The organism is Pseudomonas sp. EU05-FHT14B02, from assembly GCF_058791055.1.
Map to the genome: position 1 here is coordinate 56,159 of NZ_JBYTDD010000001.1, position 21,883 is coordinate 78,041.

Genomic DNA, 21,883 nt, shown 5'->3' on the forward strand with positions numbered 1-21,883 from the left:
TATTTGCTCAGCTGAACTTTCAACGCCGAAAGATGATCGATCAATTTATCTGGAAAGTAAGCAGGAACGTTCCTGCAAGTGTGTAGCCAAAGCGCCATCACCTTGGAAAGAAAAATCCTGAAATAACTTAAAAACCAATGTCTGACTGTAAGATAAATACTACAAACCGCACACTAATGGAAATGATAAGCAGAAACTAACAAAGTTACTTCTGTAAGACCGATACCACAAGCCTCGCATTTAATAGGCCAAAACCCAACATTAGAGAGTTAACACTAATTTCAGGTTTTTCACCCGCACTGATTACCACTATTTTTGCGGTTTTGGCGGGGTCATCGGCTCGATGCTCGGGACGGCCACCGGTCAGGGGGGCTTGCCTTCTCGTTAAGATATATCTTAAGTTGTATCTAAACACGACGAGAGAAAGCAGAAATGAGAGACCATCATTCCCCCCACCGTGAACACGGCGACGGCCGCGACGGCTTCGAGAAACGCCCCGGACGTGAGCGCGGTGGTCGCGGCCCCCGGGTCTTTGCCCCCGGTGACCTGAAATTGCTGTTGCTGGCGCTGATCGCCGAACAGCCTTGCCACGGCTACGACCTGATCCGCCAGATCGAAGGCATGTTCGACGGTGCCTACAGCCCCAGCCCCGGTGTGATCTACCCAACCCTGACGTTTCTGGAAGAGAGCGAAATGATCCTGGGCGACGCCGAAGGCGGAAAAAAACGCTACAGCGTGACCGACGCCGGACGTCTGTCCTTGAAAGAGCAAGCCATCGCCCTTGAAGGTGTGCGGGTGCGCATCGATGTCAGCAAACGCTCGCTGCGCGGCCATGATCGCCCGCCCGAAATTCACGAAGCCGTGCATAACCTGCGCCACGCGCTGCAACTGCACCACGGCCGCTGGAGCAAGGAAGAAATCCACCGCGTCGCTGTCCTGCTCAACGACACCGCAAAAGCCATCGTCGATGGCCCCGCCGTTCAACCCATTCAGGAGAACGCCGAATGACTGAAGTCATCGCCTCAACCATTCACCGTGTCATGCACGAAATCAAACGCCGTCGCCTGGAAGTGTTGCGCGTGGTCGACCTGACTCCGCGCATGCGCCGGATCACGCTGGGCGGGCCTGAGCTGGCAGGCTTTGTCAGCCTCGGCACGGACGATCACGTCAAACTGTTGTTCCCGCAAAATGCCGAACAGGCCGCGGCGTTGGAAACCCTGGTGTTGGGCGCCGGCAAGGACAATGGTCCGCTGCCTGAGATGCGCGACTACACCCCGCGTTGCTACGATCTGGACACCCTGGAACTGGACATCGATTTCGTACTGCACGGCGACGGCCCTGCCTCGACCTGGGCGGCACAGGCTCAACCGGGACAGTTCCTGCACATTGGCGGGCCACGGGGTTCGATGATCGTGCCTGACATGTTCGACAGCTATCTGCTGATCGGCGACGAAACCGCCCTGCCCGCCATTGCCCGACGCCTCGAAGGCTTGGCAGCCAATCGCCGCGCATTGGTGATTGTCGAAGTGGAAAACGGCAAGGAGCAGCAAGTGCTGGAGAGCGCTGCCGAGGTCAATGTGATCTGGGTACTGCGCGAAGGCGGCAAAGATCATTTGTTGAGCACCGTGCGCCAGATCCAGGTGCCAACCGGCAGCCTGTACGCATGGGTGGCGACCGAGAGCAAAGTGTCGCGGCAGATTCGTCGGGTGCTGCTGGATGAGCACGGGCTGGACGAGCAGTTCGTCAAGGCGGTGGGTTACTGGAAACTGGGGGACAGCGAAGGAGAGTGATCGCCTTCAGGGCCCCATCGCGAGCAAGCTCGCTCCCACATTGGATCTACGCTTACCAGTCCTTTGTGGGAGCGAGCCTGCTCGCGATAACGACGCCTCAAACACTACAAATCCTCACCTTTGACACGTGGAGCGCGCCACCGATCCAGCCCAATCACCAGCAAGGCAATCACCACAATCCCCACCAACAATCCCCCGGCATTGATGAACACCTGTGGATAACCCAGTTTCTCGACATCAATGAACGGGTAGGGATAAACCGCCAGCAAATGCCCGCGCAGCAGCGAATAGGCGAAGTAGACCAGCGGATAGATCACCCACAACCCGATGTCTCCCACCCGCAGACTGCCCTTGGGCACGCAACTCCACCAATACACCAGAAACAGCAGTGGCATGACGTCGTGCAACAGTTCGTCGGCCAGCCATTGCCAGCCCTCGGGATGCCACAAGTGGCGCAGCAGCAGGTTGTAAGCGAGGCTCACCACGGCGATGCTCACGGCAATGCCACTACTGACCCACGGCTGCAAGAACCAGCGACGCGCTGCCGACTCGCGGGATGTCACTGCACAGGTCAGCACGGTCGCCACCAGGGTGTTGCTCAGCACGGTGAAATAGCTGAAAAAACTCACCAGCCCGCCGATCAGGCTGGCGCCCAGCGTCCAGCGCGAATGGAAAATCAGGTACATCTGGATGCTCAACCCCGCCCAGCCGAGCACGGCAGCCACGACCACAAAACGACGGTGTAACACAGAAGGGTTGACCATGTTCAAAGCGGTCGTTTGGTGCGCATCAACTTCACGTACAAGCGCTCGACCTTCTCCCGCGCCCACGGGGTTTTGCGCAGGAATGTCAGGCTCGACTTGATGCTCGGGTCGCTCTTGAAGCAGCGGATATCGATGCGCTCCGCCAGCCCCGACCACTCGTAGTGTTCAACCAGCGCGTTGAGGATCTGTTCCAGCGTTACGCCATGCAGCGGATCAGTGTTGTGTTCGGTCATGCCGGGCCTTCAGCGATGTTGGAATGGGAAAGCCGCGCACCTTAGCCGAGGGCTTCTTCGGGTGGAAGCGATCTATCAAATGTAGGTGATCTTGGGATCTTGGAATCCTGTAGAAGCGAGCTTGCTCGCGAAAAACGCAACGACGCCGCTGGGTATCTGGTTTGACGCGTTATCGTTCACGACCATCGCGAGCGAGCTCGCTCCTACAAGGGAACACTATTACCAAATCCGAAAGGATGCATGTCAGCAAAAGCCCTTTCTCTATCTGTAACAGAACATTATCCTTGCGCCCGCTGCCTGCTGAAACGCTTCTTCTGTTCATTTCACGCCTGCTGCTTTCCGTTTACCCCCAGAAAAAGATCAAGAACTCCGTCTCTATGCCTGACTTTAAATCTTTGCGAGACAGCGCTGTCTTTGCAACTGCTGCCCATCGAAACATCCTGCCCCTAATTGGTGGCTTCACCGCCCTGGGCCTTGCCTCATGCGTTCAAGCAGCGCCTGCATTCGATAGCGACTCACCGTGGATGCTCGGCGACTGGAACGGCACACGTACGGAGCTGGCGGAAAAAGGCTATGAATTCAAACTGGATTACACCGGCGAAATGGGCAGCAACCTTCACGGCGGCTACGACCACGATCGCACCGCCCGCTACAGCGACCAGTTCGGCCTGGGTACCCATCTGGACTTGCAGAAGATCCTCGGCTGGGACGACGCCGAGTTCCAGTTGACCATCACCGAACGCAGCGGCAACAACATCAGCAATGATCGCATCAACGACCCGCGTGTCGGCGGCTTCACATCGGCCCAGGAAGTCTGGGGCCGCGGCCAGACCTGGCGCCTGACGCAGATGTGGTATCAGCAGAAGTTTTTCGATCAGAGCCTCGACATCAAGGTCGGTCGTTTCGGTGAGGGCGAAGACTTCAACAGCTTCCCCTGCGACTTCCAGAACCTGGCGTTCTGCGGCTCCCAGGTCGGCAACTGGGCGGGCGACATCTGGTACAACTGGCCGGTCAGCCAGTGGGCGCTGCGGATCAAATATCACCTGACGCCTGAGTTGTACGCGCAGATCGGCGCGTATGAGCAGAACCCGTCAAACCTTGACCGCGACAACGGGTTCAAGCTCAGCGGCAGCGGCACCCAGGGCGCAGTCCTGCCGGTGGAGCTGGTGTGGACGCCGAAACTCAACAGCCTGCCGGGTGAATACCGCGCCGGTTACTACTACAGCAGTGCCAACGCCACCGACGTCTACAAGGACAGCAATGGCCAGCCTGCCGCCCTGAGTGGCGAAGCCTATCGCAGCGCGTCGAGCAAACACGGTATGTGGCTGGGCCTTCAGCAGCAAGTCACCAGCCTCGCCAGCGACCACTCTCGCGGCCTGAGCCTGTTCGCCAACGGCACGATGCACGACAAGAAGACCAACGCCATCGACAACTACGTCCAGGCGGGCCTTGTCTACAAAGGCCTGCTCGATACACGCGCCAGGGACGACATCGGCTTTGCCATGGCCCGCGTCCACGTCAACCCGGCCTATCGCAAGAATGCCGAGGCGACCAACCAGGCCAATGTCGTTTTCGACTACGACAATCCGTCCTACCTGCCGCCCCAGGACACCGAATACAGTGCCGAGCTCTATTACGGCGTGCACGTGACCAACTGGCTGACCGTGCGCCCGAACCTGCAATACATCCGCCATCCCGGTGGCGTTGACCAGGTCGATGACGCGCTGATCGGCGGGATCAAGGTCCAGTCATCGTTCTAACCAACCACACAAAACCTTTGTAGGAGCGAGCCTGCTCGCGATGGTCGTCAACGATAACGCTGCGAGCCTGACACCACACGGCGCTCTCAGGTTCTTCGCGAGCAGGCTCGCTCCTACAAGGGACTAACCCGTTTTATATGAACCCTGCCCGCACAAGATCGTCATCTACAGTGAACTTGCGCGGGACTACTTGTAACGTCACGGAGAATCACACTATGAGCACTGATGGTGCCTTGAGCCGAAGCCGTCTATTGCCGACCCTGCTCGGCATATTGCTTCTGCTGATGGGCCTGGCCATGCTGGCCGGGGGGATCAAGCTGAGCATGCTTGGCGGCTCGCTGTATTACCTGCTGGCCGGTATCGGCATCGCGCTGAGCGGCGTCCTGCTGATCGCCGCCCGCCGCGCGGCGCTGGGCCTGTACGCACTGGTGCTGTTCGCCAGCACCGTTTGGGCGCTGTGGGAAGTTGGCCTCGACTGGTGGCAACTGGTGCCGCGGCTGGCGCTGTGGTTTGCCCTCGGTGTGGTGATGCTGCTGCCGTGGTTCCGTCGTCCATTGCTGATCAACGGCCCTGCCCCTATGGGTACTGGCGTCTTGAGCGTGGCCGTGGTCCTGGCCGGCGCCACCGCCGTGGCCAGCCAGTTCACCCATCCGGGCGAAACCTTCGGCGAACTGGGCCGCGACACCGCGGACATGACCAGCACCGCGCCGCAGATGCCCGAAGGCGACTGGCAGGCCTATGGCCGCAGCGAATTCGGTGACCGTTACTCGCCGCTCAAGCAGATCACCCCGGCCAACGTCGGCAAGCTGCAAGAAGCCTGGCGTATCCGGACCGGCGATCTGCCAACCGCCGATGACCCGGTGGAACTGACCAACGAAAACACCCCGCTCAAGGCCAACGGCATGCTCTATGCCTGCACCGCCCATAGCAAAGTGCTGGCGCTGGACCCGGACACCGGCAAGGAACTGTGGCGTTTCGACCCGCAGATCAAGAGCCCGGTGGGCTTCAAGGGCTTTGCCCACATGACCTGCCGTGGGGTGTCGTACTACGATGAAGCCGCTTACGCCAAGTCTGAAACCGCTGCGTCCGCCGTCATCTCCGAGGCCGGCAAAGCCGTTGCCCAGACTTGCCCGCGTCGTCTGTACCTGCCAACCGCCGATGCACGCCTGATTGCACTTAACGCCGACACCGGCAAGATCTGCGAAGGCTTCGGCACCAACGGTGTGGTTGACCTGACTCAAGGCATCGGCCCGTTCACCGCCGGCGGCTACTACTCCACCTCGCCAGCCGCGATCACCCGTGATCTGGTGATCATGGGCGGTCACGTCACCGACAACGAGTCGACCAACGAGCCGTCTGGCGTGATCCGCGCCTACGACGTGCGCGACGGTCATCTGGTATGGAACTGGGACAGCAACAACCCGGACGCCACCGAACCGTTGGCCCCGGGCCAGACCTACAGCCGCAACTCGGCGAACATGTGGTCGCTGGCCAGCGTCGACGAAAAACTCGGCATGGTCTACTTGCCACTGGGCAACCAGACCCCTGACCAGTGGGGCGCAGACCGCACCCCGGGCGCCGAGAAATTCAGCGCCGGCCTGGTCGCGCTGGATCTGGCCACCGGCAAGGTGCGCTGGAACTACCAGTTCACCCACCACGACCTGTGGGACATGGACGTCGGCAGCCAGCCAACCCTGCTGGACATGAAAACCGTCGACGGCGTGAAACCTGCGCTGATCGCTCCGACCAAACAGGGCAGCCTGTACGTCCTCGACCGTCGCGACGGCACACCGATCATCCCGATCCATGAAATTCCTGTGCCGCAAGGCGCGGTGAAAGGCGACCACACTGCTGCGACCCAGGCCCGTTCGGACCTGAACCTGCTGGCCCCGGAACTGACCGAAAAAGCCATGTGGGGCGCCAGCCCGTTCGATCAGATGCTGTGCCGCATCCAGTTCAAGGAGCTGCGTTACGAAGGTCAGTACACCCCGCCGTCGGAGCAGGGCAGCCTGATCTATCCGGGTAACGTCGGCGTCTTCAACTGGGGCGGCGTTTCGGTCGACCCGGTTCGCCAGATGCTCTTCACCAGCCCGAACTACATGGCCTTCGTCTCGAAGATGGTGCCTCGCGCCGAAGTCGCTGCCGACAGCAAGCGCGAGAGCGAAACCGCGGGTGTGCAACCGAACACGGGCGCACCTTACGCGGTGATCATGCACCCGTTCATGTCGCCGTTAGGCGTACCGTGCCAGGCTCCGGCCTGGGGCTACGTGGCCGGCATCGACCTGACCACAAGCAAAGTCGTGTGGAAACGCAAGAACGGCACCAGTCGCGACAGCTCGCCATTGCCTATCGGCCTGCCGCTCGGCGTGCCAAGCATGGGTGGCTCGATGGTCACCGCCGGCGGCGTCGGCTTCCTCAGCGGCACCCTGGATCAATATCTGCGCGCCTATGACGTCAACAGCGGCAAAGAGCTGTGGAAAGCTCGCCTGCCGGCTGGCGGCCAGGCTACGCCGATGACCTACACCGGCAAGGACGGCAAGCAGTACGTGCTGTTGGTCGTCGGTGGCCACGGCTCACTGGGCACCAAAATGGGTGACTATGTGATTGCGTACAAACTGTCGGAATAAGTTTCAACGGCAGTAAAAATCAAAGGCGACTCCCTCACAGGAGTCGCCTTTTTTGTTACCACCACTAAACCACTCTGTAGGAGCGAGCTTGCTCGCTCCTACAGATGACCGTGCCGTGCCGAAATACAGCTAACCTGTCTCTGCGCTGAACACGCCTTCGAAACACTGCGTTGCAGAAAATGACCGTTGAAACCACCGCCAACCTGCCCCATCTAAGACCCATACCCATTGCGCAGGTGCCCCCATGAGCGACCAGCAAGCATTCCCCGAAGACCCGAGCGAATACGCAGACCCGGAAAACGCCCCCCACCACACCCCTGGCAAAGGCCTGGCCCTGCCCGGCCAGAACCTGCCGGACAAGGTCTACGTCATCCCGATCCATAACCGACCGTTCTTCCCGGCCCAGGTGCTGCCGGTCATCGTCAACGAAGAACCGTGGGCCGAAACCCTCGATCTGGTCAGCAAATCCGATCACCACTCCCTGGCCCTGTTCTACATGGACACGCCCCAGGAAGACCCGCGCCACTTCGACACATCGGCCCTGCCGCTCTACGGCACGCTGGTCAAGGTGCACCACGCCAGCCGCGAAAACGGCAAGCTGCAGTTCGTCGCCCAAGGCCTGACCCGCGTACGCCTCAAGACCTGGCTCAAGCACCACCGCCCGCCGTACCTGGTGGAAGTCGAATACCCGCACCAGCCCACCGAGCCGACCGACGAGGTCAAGGCCTATGGCATGGCGCTGATCAATGCGATCAAGGAACTGCTGCCGCTCAACCCGCTGTACAGCGAAGAGCTGAAGAACTACCTCAACCGCTTCAGCCCTAACGATCCGTCGCCGCTGACCGACTTCGCCGCCGCGCTCACCTCGGCCACCGGCAGCGAGTTGCAGGAAGTGCTCGACTGCGTGCCGATGCTCAAGCGCATGGAAAAAGTCCTGCCGATGCTGCGCAAGGAAGTCGAGGTCGCGCGCCTGCAAAAAGAGATTTCGGCCGAAGTTAACCGCAAGATCGGTGAACATCAGCGCCAATTCTTCCTCAAGGAACAACTCAAGGTCATCCAGCAGGAGCTGGGCCTGACCAAGGACGACCGCAGCGCCGACCTCGAACAGTTCGAGCAGCGGCTGGTGGGCAAAGTCCTGCCGGCACAGGTGCAGAAACGCCTCGAAGAGGAAATGAACAAGCTGTCGATCCTCGAGACCGGCTCGCCGGAATATGCTGTGACCCGCAATTACATTGACTGGGCGACCTCGGTGCCGTGGGGCGTGTACGGCGAGGACAAACTCGACCTCAAGCACGCGCGCAAGGTGCTGGACAAACACCACGCCGGCCTCGATGACATCAAGGACCGTATCCTCGAATTTCTCGCGGTCGGCGCCTACAAAGGCGAGATCAGCGGTTCCATCGTATTGCTGGTGGGCCCGCCGGGCGTGGGCAAGACCAGCGTCGGCAAATCCATCGCCGAATCCCTTGGCCGGCCGTTCTACCGCTTCAGCCTTGGAGGCATGCGCGACGAAGCCGAGATCAAGGGCCACCGCCGCACCTACATCGGCGCGCAACCGGGCAAACTGGTGCAGGCGTTGAAAGACGTCGAAGTGATGAACCCGGTGATCATGCTCGACGAAATCGACAAGATGGGCCAGAGCTACCAGGGCGATCCGGCCTCGGCGCTGCTGGAAACCCTCGATCCGGAGCAGAACGTCGAATTCCTCGATCACTATCTGGATCTGCGGATGGACCTGTCGAAAGTGCTGTTCGTCTGTACCGCCAACACCCTGGATTCGATCCCCGTCCCGCTGCTGGACCGGATGGAAGTGATTCGCCTGTCGGGCTACATCACCGAAGAAAAAGTCGCCATCGCCAAGCGTCACCTGTGGCCAAAGCAGCTTGAGAAAGCCGGTGTGTCCAAGGGCAGCCTGAGCATCAGCGACAGCGCGCTCAAGGCGCTGGTTGACGGCTATGCCCGTGAAGCCGGTGTGCGCCAGTTGGAGAAAAACCTTGGCAAACTGGTGCGCAAAGCGGTGATGAAACTGCTCGACGAACCGAAAGCCGTAATCAAGCTCGGGCCGAAAGACCTGGAGGCTTCACTCGGCAAGCCGGTGTTCCGCAACGAGCAGGTGCTCGCGGGGGTCGGCGTGATCACCGGGCTGGCCTGGACCAGCATGGGTGGCGCGACCCTGCCGATCGAAGCCACGCGCATCCACACCCTCAACCGTGGGTTCAAGCTCACTGGGCAATTGGGTGATGTGATGAAAGAGTCGGCGGAAATCGCCTATAGCTATGTCAGCTCGCACCTGAAGTCCTATGGCGGCGATCCGAAATTCTTCGACGAAGCCTTCGTCCACCTGCACGTGCCAGAAGGCGCGACGCCAAAAGACGGCCCGAGCGCCGGCGTGACCATGGCCAGCGCCCTGCTGTCGCTGGCACGCAACCAGCCGCCGAAAAAGGGCGTGGCCATGACCGGCGAACTGACGTTGACCGGGCATGTGCTGCCGATTGGCGGGGTGCGGGAAAAGGTGATCGCAGCGCGGCGGCAGAAGATTTTCGAGCTGATTTTGCCGGAGGCCAACCGGGGGAATTTCGAGGAGTTGCCGGAGTATCTGAAGGAAGGGATTACCGTGCACTTCGCCAAGCGGTTTGCGGATGTGGCGAAGGTGTTGTTCTGATATATCGCTAGCGCCTGCTCCATCGCCTTCGCGAGCAAGCCCGCTCACACATTTGATCGCGTAATAAGCAAGTCACTCGGTCTAATGTGGGTGCGGGCTTGCTCGCGAAGGCGTCAGTACTCAAAACGCCAATTCCAGTAGCTGTCACACTTTGTCTCATCTCGGTTATGCTCGCCGTTCGTCGTGAACGCCGGAGCCACTGACCTTATGTCCCCCATTCGCCTGTTAGTCACCCTCGCCCTCGCCCTGCTGGCCGGATGCGCCACGCAACCTGCGCACAACGTGACAGTGGAAAAACAAAGCGAATGTCCGGTGCAGCTCAGCAACGGGCAAAACCTGATCCTGACCCTGCCGAGCAATCCGACCACGGGTTATCGCTGGGCGATACAGGATTCGGCCGGCGGTGTGTTGCACGCTCTGGGCCCAGAGGTTTATCGAAATCCGGAAGATGCCGGCATCGTCGGCGCAGCCGGAGTCTCGACCTGGCGCTTTCAGGCTTTCGCGCCCGGCACCGGACGCTTGCGCCTGACCTCGCAACAGCCATGGGCGCCGGAAGTGCTGCCGGTGGATTCGTTCGACTGCGCGATCTCGGTCAACTGACCGTGGGCTGGCTGATTCTGGCGCTGATGGGCGCAGTGACCTTCCTTTATGGCCTGAGCGTACATGCGTCCCTGCTGTGCCTGCTGGTCAAGCCGCTGCCGGTGCTGGCCCTGCTCGGCTGGCTGCACGACGCACCGCCAGGCGAATATCGGCGCTGGATCAGCCTGGGGTTGATTTTCTCCCTGGTCGGCGACGTGTTGCTGGCATGGCCGGGGGATTTGTTCGTGTTCGGCCTTGGGGCGTTTCTGGTTGCGCATCTGGCCTATCTGAAAGCGTATTTGAGCGATTGCCGGCGTCTGGCCGCATTGCCACTGATTCTGGCCCTCGGTGTCGGCGCCGTCCTGTTGGGAATTCTGATTTCCAACGGCCTCGGGCCATTGTTGGTGCCCGTGATTGTCTATGGCACGGCGATCAGCGCCATGCTGTGGCGCGCCCTGGCCCGACTCGGGACCGATGTGCCCAAACGCTCGGCGCTACTGGCGGCGGCGGGCGCAGTGGCATTCGTGTTCTCCGACAGCGTGATCGGCATCAGCCGGTTTGTGGTGCCGTTCGACGCGGCGCCGTACGTGATCATCCTCAGCTATTGGCTGGGGCAATGGGGCATCACGGCATCGGCGTTCACGCAGAAACCGCGTTGACCCCATCGCGAGCAAGCTCGCTCCCACAGGCATTGTACAGCCCTTGTGGGAACGAGCTTGCTAGCAATAGCAATATCACTGAACACACAGACTTTGCAGGCTGCCTGGCGGTTTATCAGACAACCCGCGCATCCCCGCGCCAACTTGGCTAAAATGCCGGCCTTTTCCACCTACACCGCTGGAACCGCCGTGAGCAAAGAACCCGATCGCCTTTTCGCCCAGCCTTTGGCCCAGGTGCCTGACTTCGCCTTCAACGAGGACGTGGTGCGGGTGTTCCCGGACATGATCAAGCGCTCGGTACCGGGTTATCCGACCATCGTCGAAAACCTCGGCGTGCTCGCCGCGCAGTTCGCCCAGCCGGGCAGCGTGCTGTACGACCTCGGTTCGTCCCTGGGCGCTGTGACCCAGGCCCTGCGCCGGCATGTGCGCACGGACGGCTGCCGGGTCATCGCTGTGGATAACTCGGCGGCGATGGTCGAGCGCTGCCGCGAGTACCTCAACGGTCAGGACTCGATGTTCCAGGAGTTGCTGCCGGTGGAGGTGATCGAAGGTGACATCCTGGCGCTGGAGTTCCAGCCGGCCTCGGTGGTGGCGCTGAACTTCACCCTGCAATTCATCGCACGGGACCAACGCACGGCATTGCTGTCGCGCATCCATCAGTCGCTGTTGCCCGGCGGCGCCCTGATCCTCTCGGAAAAACTGCGTTTCGAAGACGAGCAGGAACACGCATTACTCACCGATCTGCATATCGCCTTCAAACGCGCCAACGGCTATAGCGAACTGGAAATCGCCCAGAAGCGCAGCGCCATCGAAAACGTCATGAAGCCCGACAGCCTCGAAGAACACCGCGAACGTCTGTTGGCTGCCGGGTTCTCGAAAGTCGTGCCGTGGTTCCAGTGTCTTAACTTTGCCTCGTTGATTGCCTTGCCATGATTGATCTGTCCCCCCTCGCCCGCCGTCTGGCCGGCACGCCGCTGGCCGAATGGGCCAACACCCTGCAAGCACAACTCGACAAGAAAATGGAAAAGGGCCATGGCGACCTGGAACGCTGGCAAAGCGCGCTGGACGCCCTGCCGAAGATCCAGCCGAGTGAAGTCGATCTGCTAAATGGCTTGAAGCTCGATACCGATTGCAGCGACGAGACCCGCGCGCAAATGCGCACCGCACTGATGGGCCTGTCGCCATGGCGCAAAGGGCCGTTCGACCTGTTCGGCGTGCACGTCGACACCGAATGGCGCTCGGACTGGAAGTGGTCACGGGTCGCCCCGCACCTGAACCTCAAGGGCAAGCGCATCCTCGATGTCGGCTGTGGCAACGGTTATTACATGTGGCGCATGCTTGGCGCCGGCGCGGACAGCGTGATCGGTGTCGACCCGAACTGGCTGTTCTTCTGCCAGTTCCAGGCGGTGCAACGCTACCTGTCCGAGCCGAACGCCTGGCACCTGCCCTTCCCGTTCGAAGACCTGCCGCCGAACCTCGAAGGGTTCGACACAGTGTTTTCCATGGGCGTGTTCTACCACCGTCGTTCGCCCATCGAACATTTGCTGGCATTGAAGGATTGCCTGGTCAAGGGCGGTGAGCTGGTGCTGGAAACACTGGTGGTCGAAGGCGACAAGCATCAGGTGCTGGTACCGGAGGACCGCTACGCGCAGATGCGCAACGTGTGGTTCCTGCCGTCGGTGCCGGCGCTGGAGTTGTGGTTGCGACGTGCAGGGTTCACAGACGTGAAGTGCGTGGACGTGAGCACCACCACGATCGAGGAACAGCGCGGGACGGAGTGGATGAAGTATCAGTCGCTCAGTGACTTCCTCGATCCGGAAGATCACAGCAAGACCATTGAAGGGCTGCCGGCGCCGATGCGGGCCGTAATCGTCGCCAGAAAGTAACGCAAGAACCTGTAGGAGCGAGCTTGCTCGCGATGGTGTGTCAGTCGACACCACTTAGCCTGACACTCCATCGCGAGCAAGCTCGCTCCTACAGGGGGCCGGTGTTCAGTCTGAAGGTTTTGCTCGTCGGGCCTTGAAGAACTCGCTCAAAACAGCCCCGCACTCCTCCGCCAACACCCCCCCCTCATGCAGCACCCGATGATTCAGGAAGCCCTGGGTAAAGAACTGCCCCTGGCTCTGCACAATCCCCGCCTTGGGCTCCAGCGCGCCGTACACCACCCGCGCAATCCGCGAGTGCACGATCAGGCCCGCGCACATGCTGCACGGCTCCAGCGTCACGTAAAGCGTACTGCCGGTTAGTCGGTAATTGCTGACAGCCTGGGCGGCGGCGCGGATGGCGACCATTTCGGCATGGGCGCTGGGGTCATTGCCACTGATCGGGCAGTTGAAGCCGCGACCGATGATTTCCCCATCCTGGACCAGTACCGCGCCCACCGGCACTTCGCCGAGGGCCGCGCCTTGGGCCGCCAGTGCCAGGGCCTCACGCATGAATTCGCGATCACGACTGCGGTCGATGATGGCGGCGGGACGAATTTGACGCATCACGCCACCTCGATAGCGGCCATCAGGCCGGTTTCCATGTGATCGATCACATGGCAGTGGAACATCCATACACCCGGGTTATCCGCCACCAGCGCTACCTGCGCGCGCTCGTTCTTGCCCAGCAGGTAGGTGTCGGTGAAGTACGGAATGACCTTGTGCCGGTTCGAGGCGATGACCTTGAAACTCATGCCGTGCAGGTGAATCGGGTGCTGATACTGGGTCATGTTTTTCAATTCGAAGATGTAGCTCTTGCCCTTTTCGAGCTTGGCAATCGGGCGGTCGGCGCAGGTCTTGTCGGTGATGTCCCAAGCCTTGCCGTTGATCTGCCACAGACTTGGTGGCTTGCCGTTGTCGACATTGACCGACACCGAGCCCACCCATTCGAAATTGAAGTTGAGTTTCTCCGCATTGGCCAGATCCGGCTCGGCGATCGGGTTGGCGGGCAGCGCGGGCGGCCACTCGGTCGGGGCGTCGGTGTTGGCAACCGAACGCAGCGTACCCAGGCGCACCGGGCCGTTGCGCAGGGACAACTCTTCACCGGCCGGCGGAGCCTTGATCGCCAGGCAGATACGCATGCCGGGGCCGAGCCAGTACTCCTTGCCGAGCGGGCGCGGCTCGATGGGGTTGCCGTCCAGCGCATAGATCTGCGCTTCGACGCCGGGAATGTTCAGGCGATAGGTCAAGGTGTTATCGAGGTTGAGCAAACGCACCCGAGTAATTTGCCCGGCCGGCAAATCAATCACCGCTTGCGCGATGCCGTTGATGGTCGACAGACGCCCTGCCGTGCCGCCACGGGCCGCTTCCCGGGGAATGCTGAACTCGACGAAATTGCCCACCTCGTCGACATGCCAGCTCTTGAGGCTCAAGGTTTTCTCGTACTGGAAACCGGTCGGCTCACGCTCTTCGATGATCAATGGCCCGACCAGCCCACGGCCGAGCTCTTCGCTGCTGTTCACGTGGGGGTGGTACCAATAGCTGCCGGCGTCGGGCACGCGGAACTTGTAGTCGAAGTATTCGCCCGGCAGCACCGGCAACTGCGAGACATAGGGCACTCCGTCCATTTCCAGCGGTAGGCGAATGCCGTGCCAGTGGATGGTGGTAGCAACCGGCAGATGATTGATGAAACGCACCCGCAGCCATTCGCCCTGACGCACCCGCAATTCGGTCCCCGGTGCCGACGGGCCGAAGGCCCAGGCCTCGGTCTTGTGCCCGGGCACCAGCTCGACATCCAGCGGTGCGGCAATCAGTTCATAGTCGTGACCGGCATCTGCGTCGGCCATCTTGCCCAGCCAGTAGCGCGACGCGCCCCCTGCACCAACACCAACGACAACAAGACCGGCCAGGCCACCGAGGATTTGGCGACGGGTAAACGACATGAACTCAACTACCTCACGTATCAGCGACAGGCCCGAAGGCCCGCAAAAGGCGAATACGATACACCCGCAGTTGTGAAAGAAACAGCAAAGCGGGCGCGACGGCAGGCCGCAGGATGGACCCGCAGCAATGAAAAAAGCCGTGTGAACTCACGTTCACACGGCTTTTCATCCAGCGATCAAACCCTCAGGGCTGGCGCGGGATCACTCCCACTCAATGGTCGCCGGCGGCTTGCTCGACACGTCGTAGGTGACGCGGGAGATGCCTTCGATTTCATTGATGATGCGGCCGCTGACGGTTTCCAGCAGTTCGTAAGGCAGGTGTGCCCAACGCGCGGTCATGAAGTCGATGGTTTCCACGGCACGCAGGGCAACGACCCAGGCGTAACGACGGCCATCTCCCACCACGCCAACCGATTTCACCGGTTGGAACACCACGAATGCCTGGCTGACCTTGTGATACCAGTCGGCCTTGCGCAGTTCTTCGATGAAGATGTGGTCGGCACGACGCAACAGGTCGGCGTATTCCTTCTTCACTTCACCGAGGATGCGCACGCCCAGGCCCGGGCCCGGGAACGGGTGACGGTAGACCATGTCGTACGGCAGGCCCAGTTCCAGACCCAGACGACGGACCTCGTCCTTGAACAACTCGCGCAGGGGTTCAACCAGCTTGAGGTTCATTTCTTCCGGCAGGCCGCCCACGTTGTGGTGCGACTTGATCACGTGGGCCTTGCCGCTTTTAGCACCAGCCGACTCGATCACGTCCGGATAGATGGTGCCCTGGGCCAGGTACTTGATGTTGTCCAGCTTGCAGGATTCGGCATCGAACACGTCGATGAAGGTGCGGCCGATGATCTTGCGCTTCTTCTCCGGGTCGGCTTCACCGGCCAGGTTACCGAGGAACTGCTCTTCGGCGTTGGCGCGGATCACCTTGACGCCCATGTTCTCGGCGAACATGGCCATCACTTGCTCGCCTTCGTGCAGGCGCAGCAGGCCGTTGTCGACGAACACGCAGGTCAGTTGGTCGCCGATGGCTTTGTGCAGCAGCGCGGCAACCACGGACGAGTCCACACCGCCGGACAGGCCGAGCAGGACGTTGTCGGTGCCGACCTGGGCGCGAACCTGGGCGATGGCGTCTTCAGCGATTTTCGACGGGGTCCACAGGGCTTCACACTCGCAGATGTCGAGGATGAAGCGCGACAGGATGCGACCGCCCTGCTTGGTGTGGGTCACTTCCGGGTGGAACTGCACGCCGTAGTAACGACGCTCGTCGCTGAACATGCCGGCAATCGGGCAGCTCGGAGTGCTGGCCAGGACGTGGAAGTCTTCCGGCATGCGGGTGACCTTGTCACCGTGGCTCATCCACACGTCGAGGCCGAACAGGCCATCAGCGTCGATGTGGTCTTCGATGCCGTCGAGCAGGCGGCTTTTGCCGACTACATCAACACGGGCATAACCGAACTCACGCAGCTCGGAACCTTCAACCTTGCCGCCCAGTTGCTCGGCCATGGTCTGCATGCCGTAGCAGATACCGAAGACCGGCACACCCAGGTCGAAAACGGCTTGCGGGCAGCGAGGGCTGTTGGCTTCGTGAACCGACTCTGGGCCGCCGGCGAGGATGACGCCTTTAGGAGCGAATTCGCGGATCGCATCTTCGTCCATGTCGAACGGGTGCAGTTCGCAATACACGCCGATTTCACGCACGCGGCGGGCGATCAGCTGGGTGTACTGGGAACCGAAGTCGAGGATCAGGATGCGGTGAGCGTGAATGTCGAGGGCCATGATTCAGTCTCGTCTAAAAAATTCGGAAACAGTCGTGATTCAGAAACAACTCGGGGCTGAATAAAACAGCCCCGGTTGCTTAGCTTGTTGCTTGAAGGCTCAACCTACGCGGTAGTTTGGCGCTTCCTTGGTGATCTGCACGTCGTGAACGTGGGATTCGGCCATGCCGGCGCCGGTGATCCGCACGAACTCGGGCTTGGTGCGCATCTCTTCGATGTTGGCGCTACCGGTGTAGCCCATCGAGGAGCGCAGACCGCCCATCAGTTGGTGGATGATCGCGCTCAGGGTGCCCTTGTACGGAACACGCCCTTCGATGCCTTCCGGAACCAGCTTCTCGGCGCCTGCCGAGGAGTCCTGGAAGTAACGGTCGGAGGAACCCTGGGCCTGGGACATGGCGCCCAGCGAACCCATGCCGCGATAAGCCTTGTACGAACGGCCCTGGAACAGTTCGATCTCGCCCGGCGCTTCTTCGGTACCGGCGAACATCGAGCCCATCATCACGCAGGACGCACCGGCCACGATGGCCTTGGACAGGTCACCGGAGAAACGGATGCCGCCGTCGGCGATCAACGGAACGCCAGTGCCTTCAAGGGCAGCGGCGACGTTGGCGATGGCGCTGATTTGCGGCACGCCGACACCGGCGACGATACGGGTGGTGCAGATCGAGCCAGGGCCGATACCGACTTTGACTGCGTCGGCGCCAGCTTCGGCCAGGGCCTTGGCGGCGGCGCCGGTGGCAATGTTGCCGCCGATGACCTGCACTTCAGGGAAGTTCTGCTTGACCCAGCGAACGCGGTCGATCACGCCCTTGGAGTGACCGTGAGCGGTGTCGACCACCACCACGTCAACGCCGGCGGCGACCAGTGCGGCAACGCGATCACCGGTGTCTTTACCGGTACCGACTGCAGCACCAACGCGCAGACGACCTTGATCGTCCTTGCTGGCCAGTGGGTAAGCCTTGGCTTTTTCGATGTCGTTGACGGTCATCATGCCCTTGAGGGCGAATTTGTCGTCGACGATCAGCACGCGTTCGATGCGGTGCTTGTGCAGCAGTTCACGCACATCGTTCTTGTCGGCGCCTTCCTTGACCGTGACCAGACGCTCTTTAGGCGTCATCACTTCACGGACAGTGGCTTCCAGACGGTTCTCGAAACGCACGTCACGGGAGGTGACAATGCCGACCAGGTCGCCATTGTGCAGTACCGGAACGCCGGAGATGTTGTGCATGCGGGTCAATTCGAACAGCTCGCGCACGGTGGCGTCGGCGACGATGGTGATCGGGTCTTTGACCACACCAGCTTCGTAACGCTTGACCTTGCGGACTTCGGCAGCTTGCTGCTCGATGGTCATGTTCTTGTGGATGATACCGATACCACCTTCCTGAGCCATGGCGATTGCCAGACGGGCTTCAGTGACGGTGTCCATGGCAGCGGAGACCAATGGAATATTCAGCTCGATGCCACGGGTAAGGCGGGTCTTGAGACTGACTTCGTTAGGAAGCACCTCGGAATAACCGGGCACTAGGAGAATGTCGTCGAATGTCAGAGCTTCTTGGCTGATACGCAGCATCGCGGGGGCTCCCGAGCGGGAAAATGGAAGCGCGCCATTATAGTCAGACACCCCTTCGGGTTCAATGTAAAACTCTGTCTATTATTGGCATTACTGACATACGGGGATTACGGCGTTACGGATTGCTGCTTTTTTGTGGGAGCGAGCTTGCTCGCGATGGTCGTGAACGATGACGCGTGCTTTCTGGAAACCAACGTCGCCTTCAAGTTCATCGCGAGCAAGCTCGCTCCTACAACTCGACTTTCACCCAACTGACCGGCTGATCCAGCCAATCGGCGAACTCATCGAGAAAGCTCTGCTTGAACCCGGCTTCGGCCCAGTTGTTGAAGATGAAACCGAGGTTGGAGAAGCCGCATTCCTGCAGGAACAAGAAGCCGTTGATGTCGTCTTCATGCCCGCATTCCGGACAGGTGAAGTTATCGGTACGCCCCGGCATCCAGTCCTCCAGGCTTTCGAACAGGGCTTCACCCACTTCCTTGCGGCACTCGGCGCAGCCCGCTTCGCCAAGAAAACCCTTGGCCGGCGTATAGATGCAGCGCTTGGTAATGATCTCCAGGCCATTGATCGGCTCGCCGAACGGCAGCGCCTCAGGGTGCAGAACCACCTCACGAGCACCCTCGGCAATCGCATGGCCCATGCGATTGCCGGTGCGGCCGCACGTGGTCAGCTCTTCCTGGACGATGTTCTTGCGCACCAGCCAACGCACGACGGCCCGGGCCCGGGGTTCGTGTACCGGCAGGGTGGATATTTTCGGGACGATGATGCTTTGGGAATTCATGGGGTACAGGCCTGGAGCGCTGATAAAAGATCGGACGCGAATTACCTGTAGGAGCGAGCTTGCTCGTGATGGTCGTTAACGATAACGCGTACTTTCTGATTGAACGCGTCGCCCTCTAGTCCATCGCGAGCAAGCTCGCTCCTACAAGGATCAGTAGGCGAGCCTTTAGAAGGTATAGGCCCGCCGCGGCTGTTTTTACAGTTCTACAACGACCGCCTGCGAAGCACGGGTCGCCTTGGCGCGGGCGGCCTCGATCGACTCGTCGCGAGCCAGGGCAACGCCCATGCGGCGCTGGCCGTTGACTTCAGGCTTGCCGAACAGACGCAGCGCGGTATCCGGCTCGCTCAAGGCTGCGCCCAGATTGGCGAAGGCGGTCTGGGTCGACTGCCCTTCCACCAGGATCACCGCCGAGGCCGAAGGCCCGAACTGACGGATCAACGGGATCGGCAGACCGAGAATGGCCCGCGCGTGCAAGGCGAACTGCGACAGGTCCTGGGAAATCAGCGTGACCAGGCCGGTGTCATGCGGGCGCGGCGAGACTTCGCTGAACCACACCTGATCACCCTTGATGAACAGCTCGACGCCGAACAGACCACGGCCACCCAAGGCTTCGGTCACGGCTTTGGCGACACGCTCGGACTCAGCCAGGGCAACCGGGCTCATGGCTTGCGGCTGCCAGGATTCCTGGTAGTCGCCCTTCTCCTGACGGTGACCGACCGGTGCGCAGAAGGTGGTGCCGCCGACGTGGCGTACGGTCAACAGGGTGATTTCGTAGTCGAAATCGATGAAGCCTTCGATGATCACCCGACCTTTACCGGCACGGCCACCTTCCTGGGCGTAGTCCCAGGCTTTCTGCACTTCATCGACGCTGCGCAACAGGCTCTGGCCCTTGCCCGAAGAACTCATGACCGGCTTGACCACACACGGGAAACCGAGGTCTTCGACCGCCTTGCTGTAATCCTCGAAGGTGTCGGCGAAGTGGTACGGCGAGGTTGGCAGGTCCAGCTCTTCAGCGGCCAGGCGACGGATGCCTTCGCGGTTCATGGTCAATTGCGCGGCGCGAGCGGTGGGGATCACGTTGAAACCTTCGGCCTCCAGTTCCACCAGGGTCGCGGTGGCGATGGCTTCGATTTCCGGCACGATGAAGTGCGGTTTCTCGGCTTCGATCACGGCACGCAGGGCAGCGCCGTCGAGCATGTTGATCACGTGGCTGCGGTGCGCAACCTGCATGGCCGGCGCGTTGGCGTAGCGATCCACGGCAATCACTTCAACGCCCAAGCGTTGCAGCTCGATCACCACTTCCTTGCCCAACTCGCCACAGCCACACATCAATACGCGGGTCGCGGTCGGCGACAATGGAGTTCCGATTCGGGTCATCTGAAGGTCCTCAAGGAGCGGATCATCGAGGGAAGCACGCTTCCCATGGGGAGAAAGCGCGGCATTTTACATGAACTTCAGCCAACGACAGCCTGTTTGCGCAAGCGCCAGGCCATGATCAGCCACACGGCAGTGACCCCGGCGAATTTCGAGCCCAGGGCGGTGAGGATCACGCCCGGCGTCAGGGCGTCGATCATGCCGAAAAAGATAAAAGTATCGAGGGGAATGCTCATCGCCGAACTTATCCACAGGCGATCGTGCAAAGGGCGCCGGGTGATGCTGAACACCAGCCAGTCGATGCACTCGGAAACCGCGAACGCCGTGGCGCTGGCCAGGGCGATGGACGGGTCGGAGGTGACATAGGACAACACCAGCGCCACCAGCATCGCCGCGAGGGCGCCATGGCCGAACCGGGCTTGCACCATGTCGCGCAACACAAACACCAGCCCGCCCCAGGCCGACCAGATGATGTCCAGGTGCGGGGCAGTGGAAAAGGCGTAATTGATCAGCACGACGCTGCTGATGTAGGCGATCAAGAAAAGCATGGGCGGGGAAGTACCTGTCAATTTGGCGCACAGGATACTGTAGGAGCGAGCCTGCTCGCGATGGTCGTCAACGATAACGCGGGGAGTCTGGTTCCCCGCGGGGTTCTTGAGTCCATCGCGAGCAAGCTCGCTCCTACAACCGCGGTTTTGCCCCGATCATCCACACCAACCCACTGGCCTTGGCCCGCTCATGACACAACCCCAACACCGTGCGGCGCTCGTCGTTGGTCATGCGGCTCCAGCGGGTAATCTCCTCCACCGTGCGTTGGCAACCGGTGCAGATGTCATCATCGTCCAGCGCACAAATATTCACGCAGGGCGATGCAACCGGGCGTTCGGTGGCAGTCATTCTTCCTGCTCGGCCAGGTCGCGGGCGTAGCGCTGCGAGTTATGCACGTAGTGAGCTGCGCTGGCCTCCAGCATCCTGATTTGCGGCTCGGTCAATTCGCGCACCACTTTGCCAGGCGAGCCCATGACCAGCGATCCGTCCGGAATCTCCTTGCCTTCGCCGATCAGCGAGTTGGCGCCGATGATGCAGTTCTTGCCGATCTTCGCACCGTTGAGAATCACCGCGTTGATGCCGATCAGGCTGTAGTCGCCGACGGTGCAGCCGTGGAGCATGGCGTTGTGGCCGATGGTCACGCCGGTGCCAATGGTCAGCGGGTAGCCCATGTCGGTGTGCATCACGGTGCCGTCCTGGACGTTGCTGTTCTTGCCGATCAGGATCAATTCATTGTCGCCGCGCAATACGGCGTTGAACCAGACGTTGGCGCCCTCTTCCAGCTTGACCTTGCCCACCAGCACGGCATTGGGTGCGACCCAGCTCTGTGGATGGGTTTCGACGCGGGCGTCGCCCAGGCGGTATTTCATTGTTGTATTCCTCAAGGCTCAGGCAG

General features: G+C 60.8%; 20 protein-coding genes and 1 pseudogene. 10 read left to right on the forward strand and 11 right to left on the reverse strand.

Annotation, left to right across the window (positions count from 1 at the left end; all coding sequences use genetic code 11):
* Positions 1-432: 432 nt before the first annotated feature.
* Positions 433-1,008, forward strand: a complete 576-nt coding sequence (locus tag AC3WTM_RS00210) for a PadR family transcriptional regulator (protein WP_102670151.1) — start codon at positions 433-435, stop codon at positions 1,006-1,008.
* Complete coding sequence (locus tag AC3WTM_RS00215; RefSeq protein ID WP_102670152.1) at positions 1,005-1,790, forward strand: siderophore-interacting protein; 786 nt, start codon at positions 1,005-1,007, stop codon at positions 1,788-1,790. The genes AC3WTM_RS00210 and AC3WTM_RS00215 overlap by 4 nt, the downstream gene beginning before the upstream one ends.
* Positions 1,791-1,894: 104 nt before the next feature.
* Here the strand turns inward: AC3WTM_RS00215 and AC3WTM_RS00220 are convergent, their stop codons facing one another.
* The gene (locus AC3WTM_RS00220) at positions 1,895-2,554 is read right to left on the reverse strand and encodes a Pr6Pr family membrane protein (RefSeq protein WP_102670153.1); all 660 of its coding nucleotides are present in this window, start codon (positions 2,552-2,554) and stop codon (positions 1,895-1,897) included.
* 2 nt (positions 2,555-2,556) lie between these two features.
* Positions 2,557-2,787 carry a VF530 family protein gene (locus tag AC3WTM_RS00225; protein ID WP_007985772.1) on the reverse strand — a complete coding sequence of 77 codons (231 nt, stop codon included), beginning with the start codon at positions 2,785-2,787 and terminating at the stop codon, positions 2,557-2,559.
* 377 nt (positions 2,788-3,164) lie between these two features.
* Between AC3WTM_RS00225 and AC3WTM_RS00230 the strand changes: the two genes are divergently transcribed.
* The 8 genes and pseudogenes from AC3WTM_RS00230 (at position 3,165) to cmoB (ending at position 12,960) form a co-directional block, all read left to right on the forward strand.
* Positions 3,165-4,547: a carbohydrate porin gene (locus tag AC3WTM_RS00230; RefSeq protein WP_102670154.1), complete on the forward strand. Its 1,383-nt coding sequence runs from the start codon at positions 3,165-3,167 to the stop codon at positions 4,545-4,547.
* 40 nt (positions 4,548-4,587) lie between these two features.
* Positions 4,588-4,665: pseudogene (locus AC3WTM_RS00235) on the forward strand (outer membrane lipoprotein carrier protein LolA); the annotation flags it as partial.
* Positions 4,666-4,762: 97 nt separating this feature from the next.
* Positions 4,763-7,174: a glucose/quinate/shikimate family membrane-bound PQQ-dependent dehydrogenase gene (locus AC3WTM_RS00240; RefSeq protein WP_102670155.1), complete on the forward strand. Its 2,412-nt coding sequence runs from the start codon at positions 4,763-4,765 to the stop codon at positions 7,172-7,174.
* A 244-nt stretch (positions 7,175-7,418) separates the two neighbouring features.
* Complete coding sequence (gene lon / locus AC3WTM_RS00245; protein WP_102670156.1) at positions 7,419-9,836, forward strand: endopeptidase La; 2,418 nt, start codon at positions 7,419-7,421, stop codon at positions 9,834-9,836.
* 207 nt (positions 9,837-10,043) lie between these two features.
* Positions 10,044-10,436, forward strand: coding sequence for a protease inhibitor I42 family protein (locus tag AC3WTM_RS00250; RefSeq protein WP_102670157.1), 393 nt, complete (start codon positions 10,044-10,046; stop codon positions 10,434-10,436).
* A 2-nt stretch (positions 10,437-10,438) separates the two neighbouring features.
* Positions 10,439-11,074 carry a lysoplasmalogenase gene (locus tag AC3WTM_RS00255; protein ID WP_102670158.1) on the forward strand — a complete coding sequence of 212 codons (636 nt, stop codon included), beginning with the start codon at positions 10,439-10,441 and terminating at the stop codon, positions 11,072-11,074.
* Positions 11,075-11,263: 189 nt separating this feature from the next.
* Positions 11,264-12,007, forward strand: coding sequence for a carboxy-S-adenosyl-L-methionine synthase CmoA (gene cmoA, locus AC3WTM_RS00260; protein WP_102670159.1), 744 nt, complete (start codon positions 11,264-11,266; stop codon positions 12,005-12,007).
* A complete protein-coding gene (gene cmoB, locus AC3WTM_RS00265; protein ID WP_057716261.1) occupies positions 12,004-12,960 on the forward strand; it encodes a tRNA 5-methoxyuridine(34)/uridine 5-oxyacetic acid(34) synthase CmoB in 957 nt (318 codons plus the stop codon). The genes cmoA and cmoB overlap by 4 nt, the downstream gene beginning before the upstream one ends.
* A gap of 105 nt (positions 12,961-13,065) precedes the next feature.
* Here cmoB and tadA read toward each other — a convergent pair whose 3' ends face one another.
* The 9 genes from tadA to AC3WTM_RS00310 form a co-directional block, all read right to left on the reverse strand.
* Positions 13,066-13,563 carry a tRNA adenosine(34) deaminase TadA gene (gene tadA / locus AC3WTM_RS00270; protein ID WP_057716262.1) on the reverse strand — a complete coding sequence of 166 codons (498 nt, stop codon included), beginning with the start codon at positions 13,561-13,563 and terminating at the stop codon, positions 13,066-13,068.
* Positions 13,563-14,939: a multicopper oxidase family protein gene (locus AC3WTM_RS00275; RefSeq protein ID WP_102670160.1), complete on the reverse strand. Its 1,377-nt coding sequence runs from the start codon at positions 14,937-14,939 to the stop codon at positions 13,563-13,565. The genes tadA and AC3WTM_RS00275 overlap by 1 nt, the downstream gene beginning before the upstream one ends.
* 201 nt (positions 14,940-15,140) lie before the next feature.
* Positions 15,141-16,718, reverse strand: coding sequence for a glutamine-hydrolyzing GMP synthase (guaA, locus tag AC3WTM_RS00280; RefSeq protein WP_102670161.1), 1,578 nt, complete (start codon positions 16,716-16,718; stop codon positions 15,141-15,143).
* Between the two features lie 99 nt (positions 16,719-16,817).
* Positions 16,818-18,287 (reverse strand): IMP dehydrogenase, encoded by a 1,470-nt coding sequence (gene guaB, locus AC3WTM_RS00285; protein WP_102670162.1) that lies wholly within the window; start codon positions 18,285-18,287, stop codon positions 16,818-16,820.
* A gap of 229 nt (positions 18,288-18,516) precedes the next feature.
* On the reverse strand, positions 18,517-19,065 hold the full coding sequence (locus tag AC3WTM_RS00290; protein WP_102670163.1) for a sugar ABC transporter ATPase: 549 nt from the start codon (positions 19,063-19,065) through the stop codon (positions 18,517-18,519).
* A 195-nt stretch (positions 19,066-19,260) separates the two neighbouring features.
* On the reverse strand, positions 19,261-20,442 hold the full coding sequence (gene purT / locus AC3WTM_RS00295; protein WP_102670164.1) for a formate-dependent phosphoribosylglycinamide formyltransferase: 1,182 nt from the start codon (positions 20,440-20,442) through the stop codon (positions 19,261-19,263).
* A gap of 77 nt (positions 20,443-20,519) precedes the next feature.
* Positions 20,520-20,987, reverse strand: a complete 468-nt coding sequence (locus AC3WTM_RS00300) for a VUT family protein (protein ID WP_102670165.1) — start codon at positions 20,985-20,987, stop codon at positions 20,520-20,522.
* A 133-nt stretch (positions 20,988-21,120) separates the two neighbouring features.
* Entirely contained in the window at positions 21,121-21,336 is a 216-nt protein-coding gene (locus tag AC3WTM_RS00305; protein ID WP_102670166.1) for a DUF1289 domain-containing protein, read from the reverse strand.
* A complete protein-coding gene (locus tag AC3WTM_RS00310; protein ID WP_057716270.1) occupies positions 21,333-21,857 on the reverse strand; it encodes a gamma carbonic anhydrase family protein in 525 nt (174 codons plus the stop codon). The genes AC3WTM_RS00305 and AC3WTM_RS00310 overlap by 4 nt, the downstream gene beginning before the upstream one ends.
* Between the last annotated feature and the right edge of the window lie 26 nt (positions 21,858-21,883).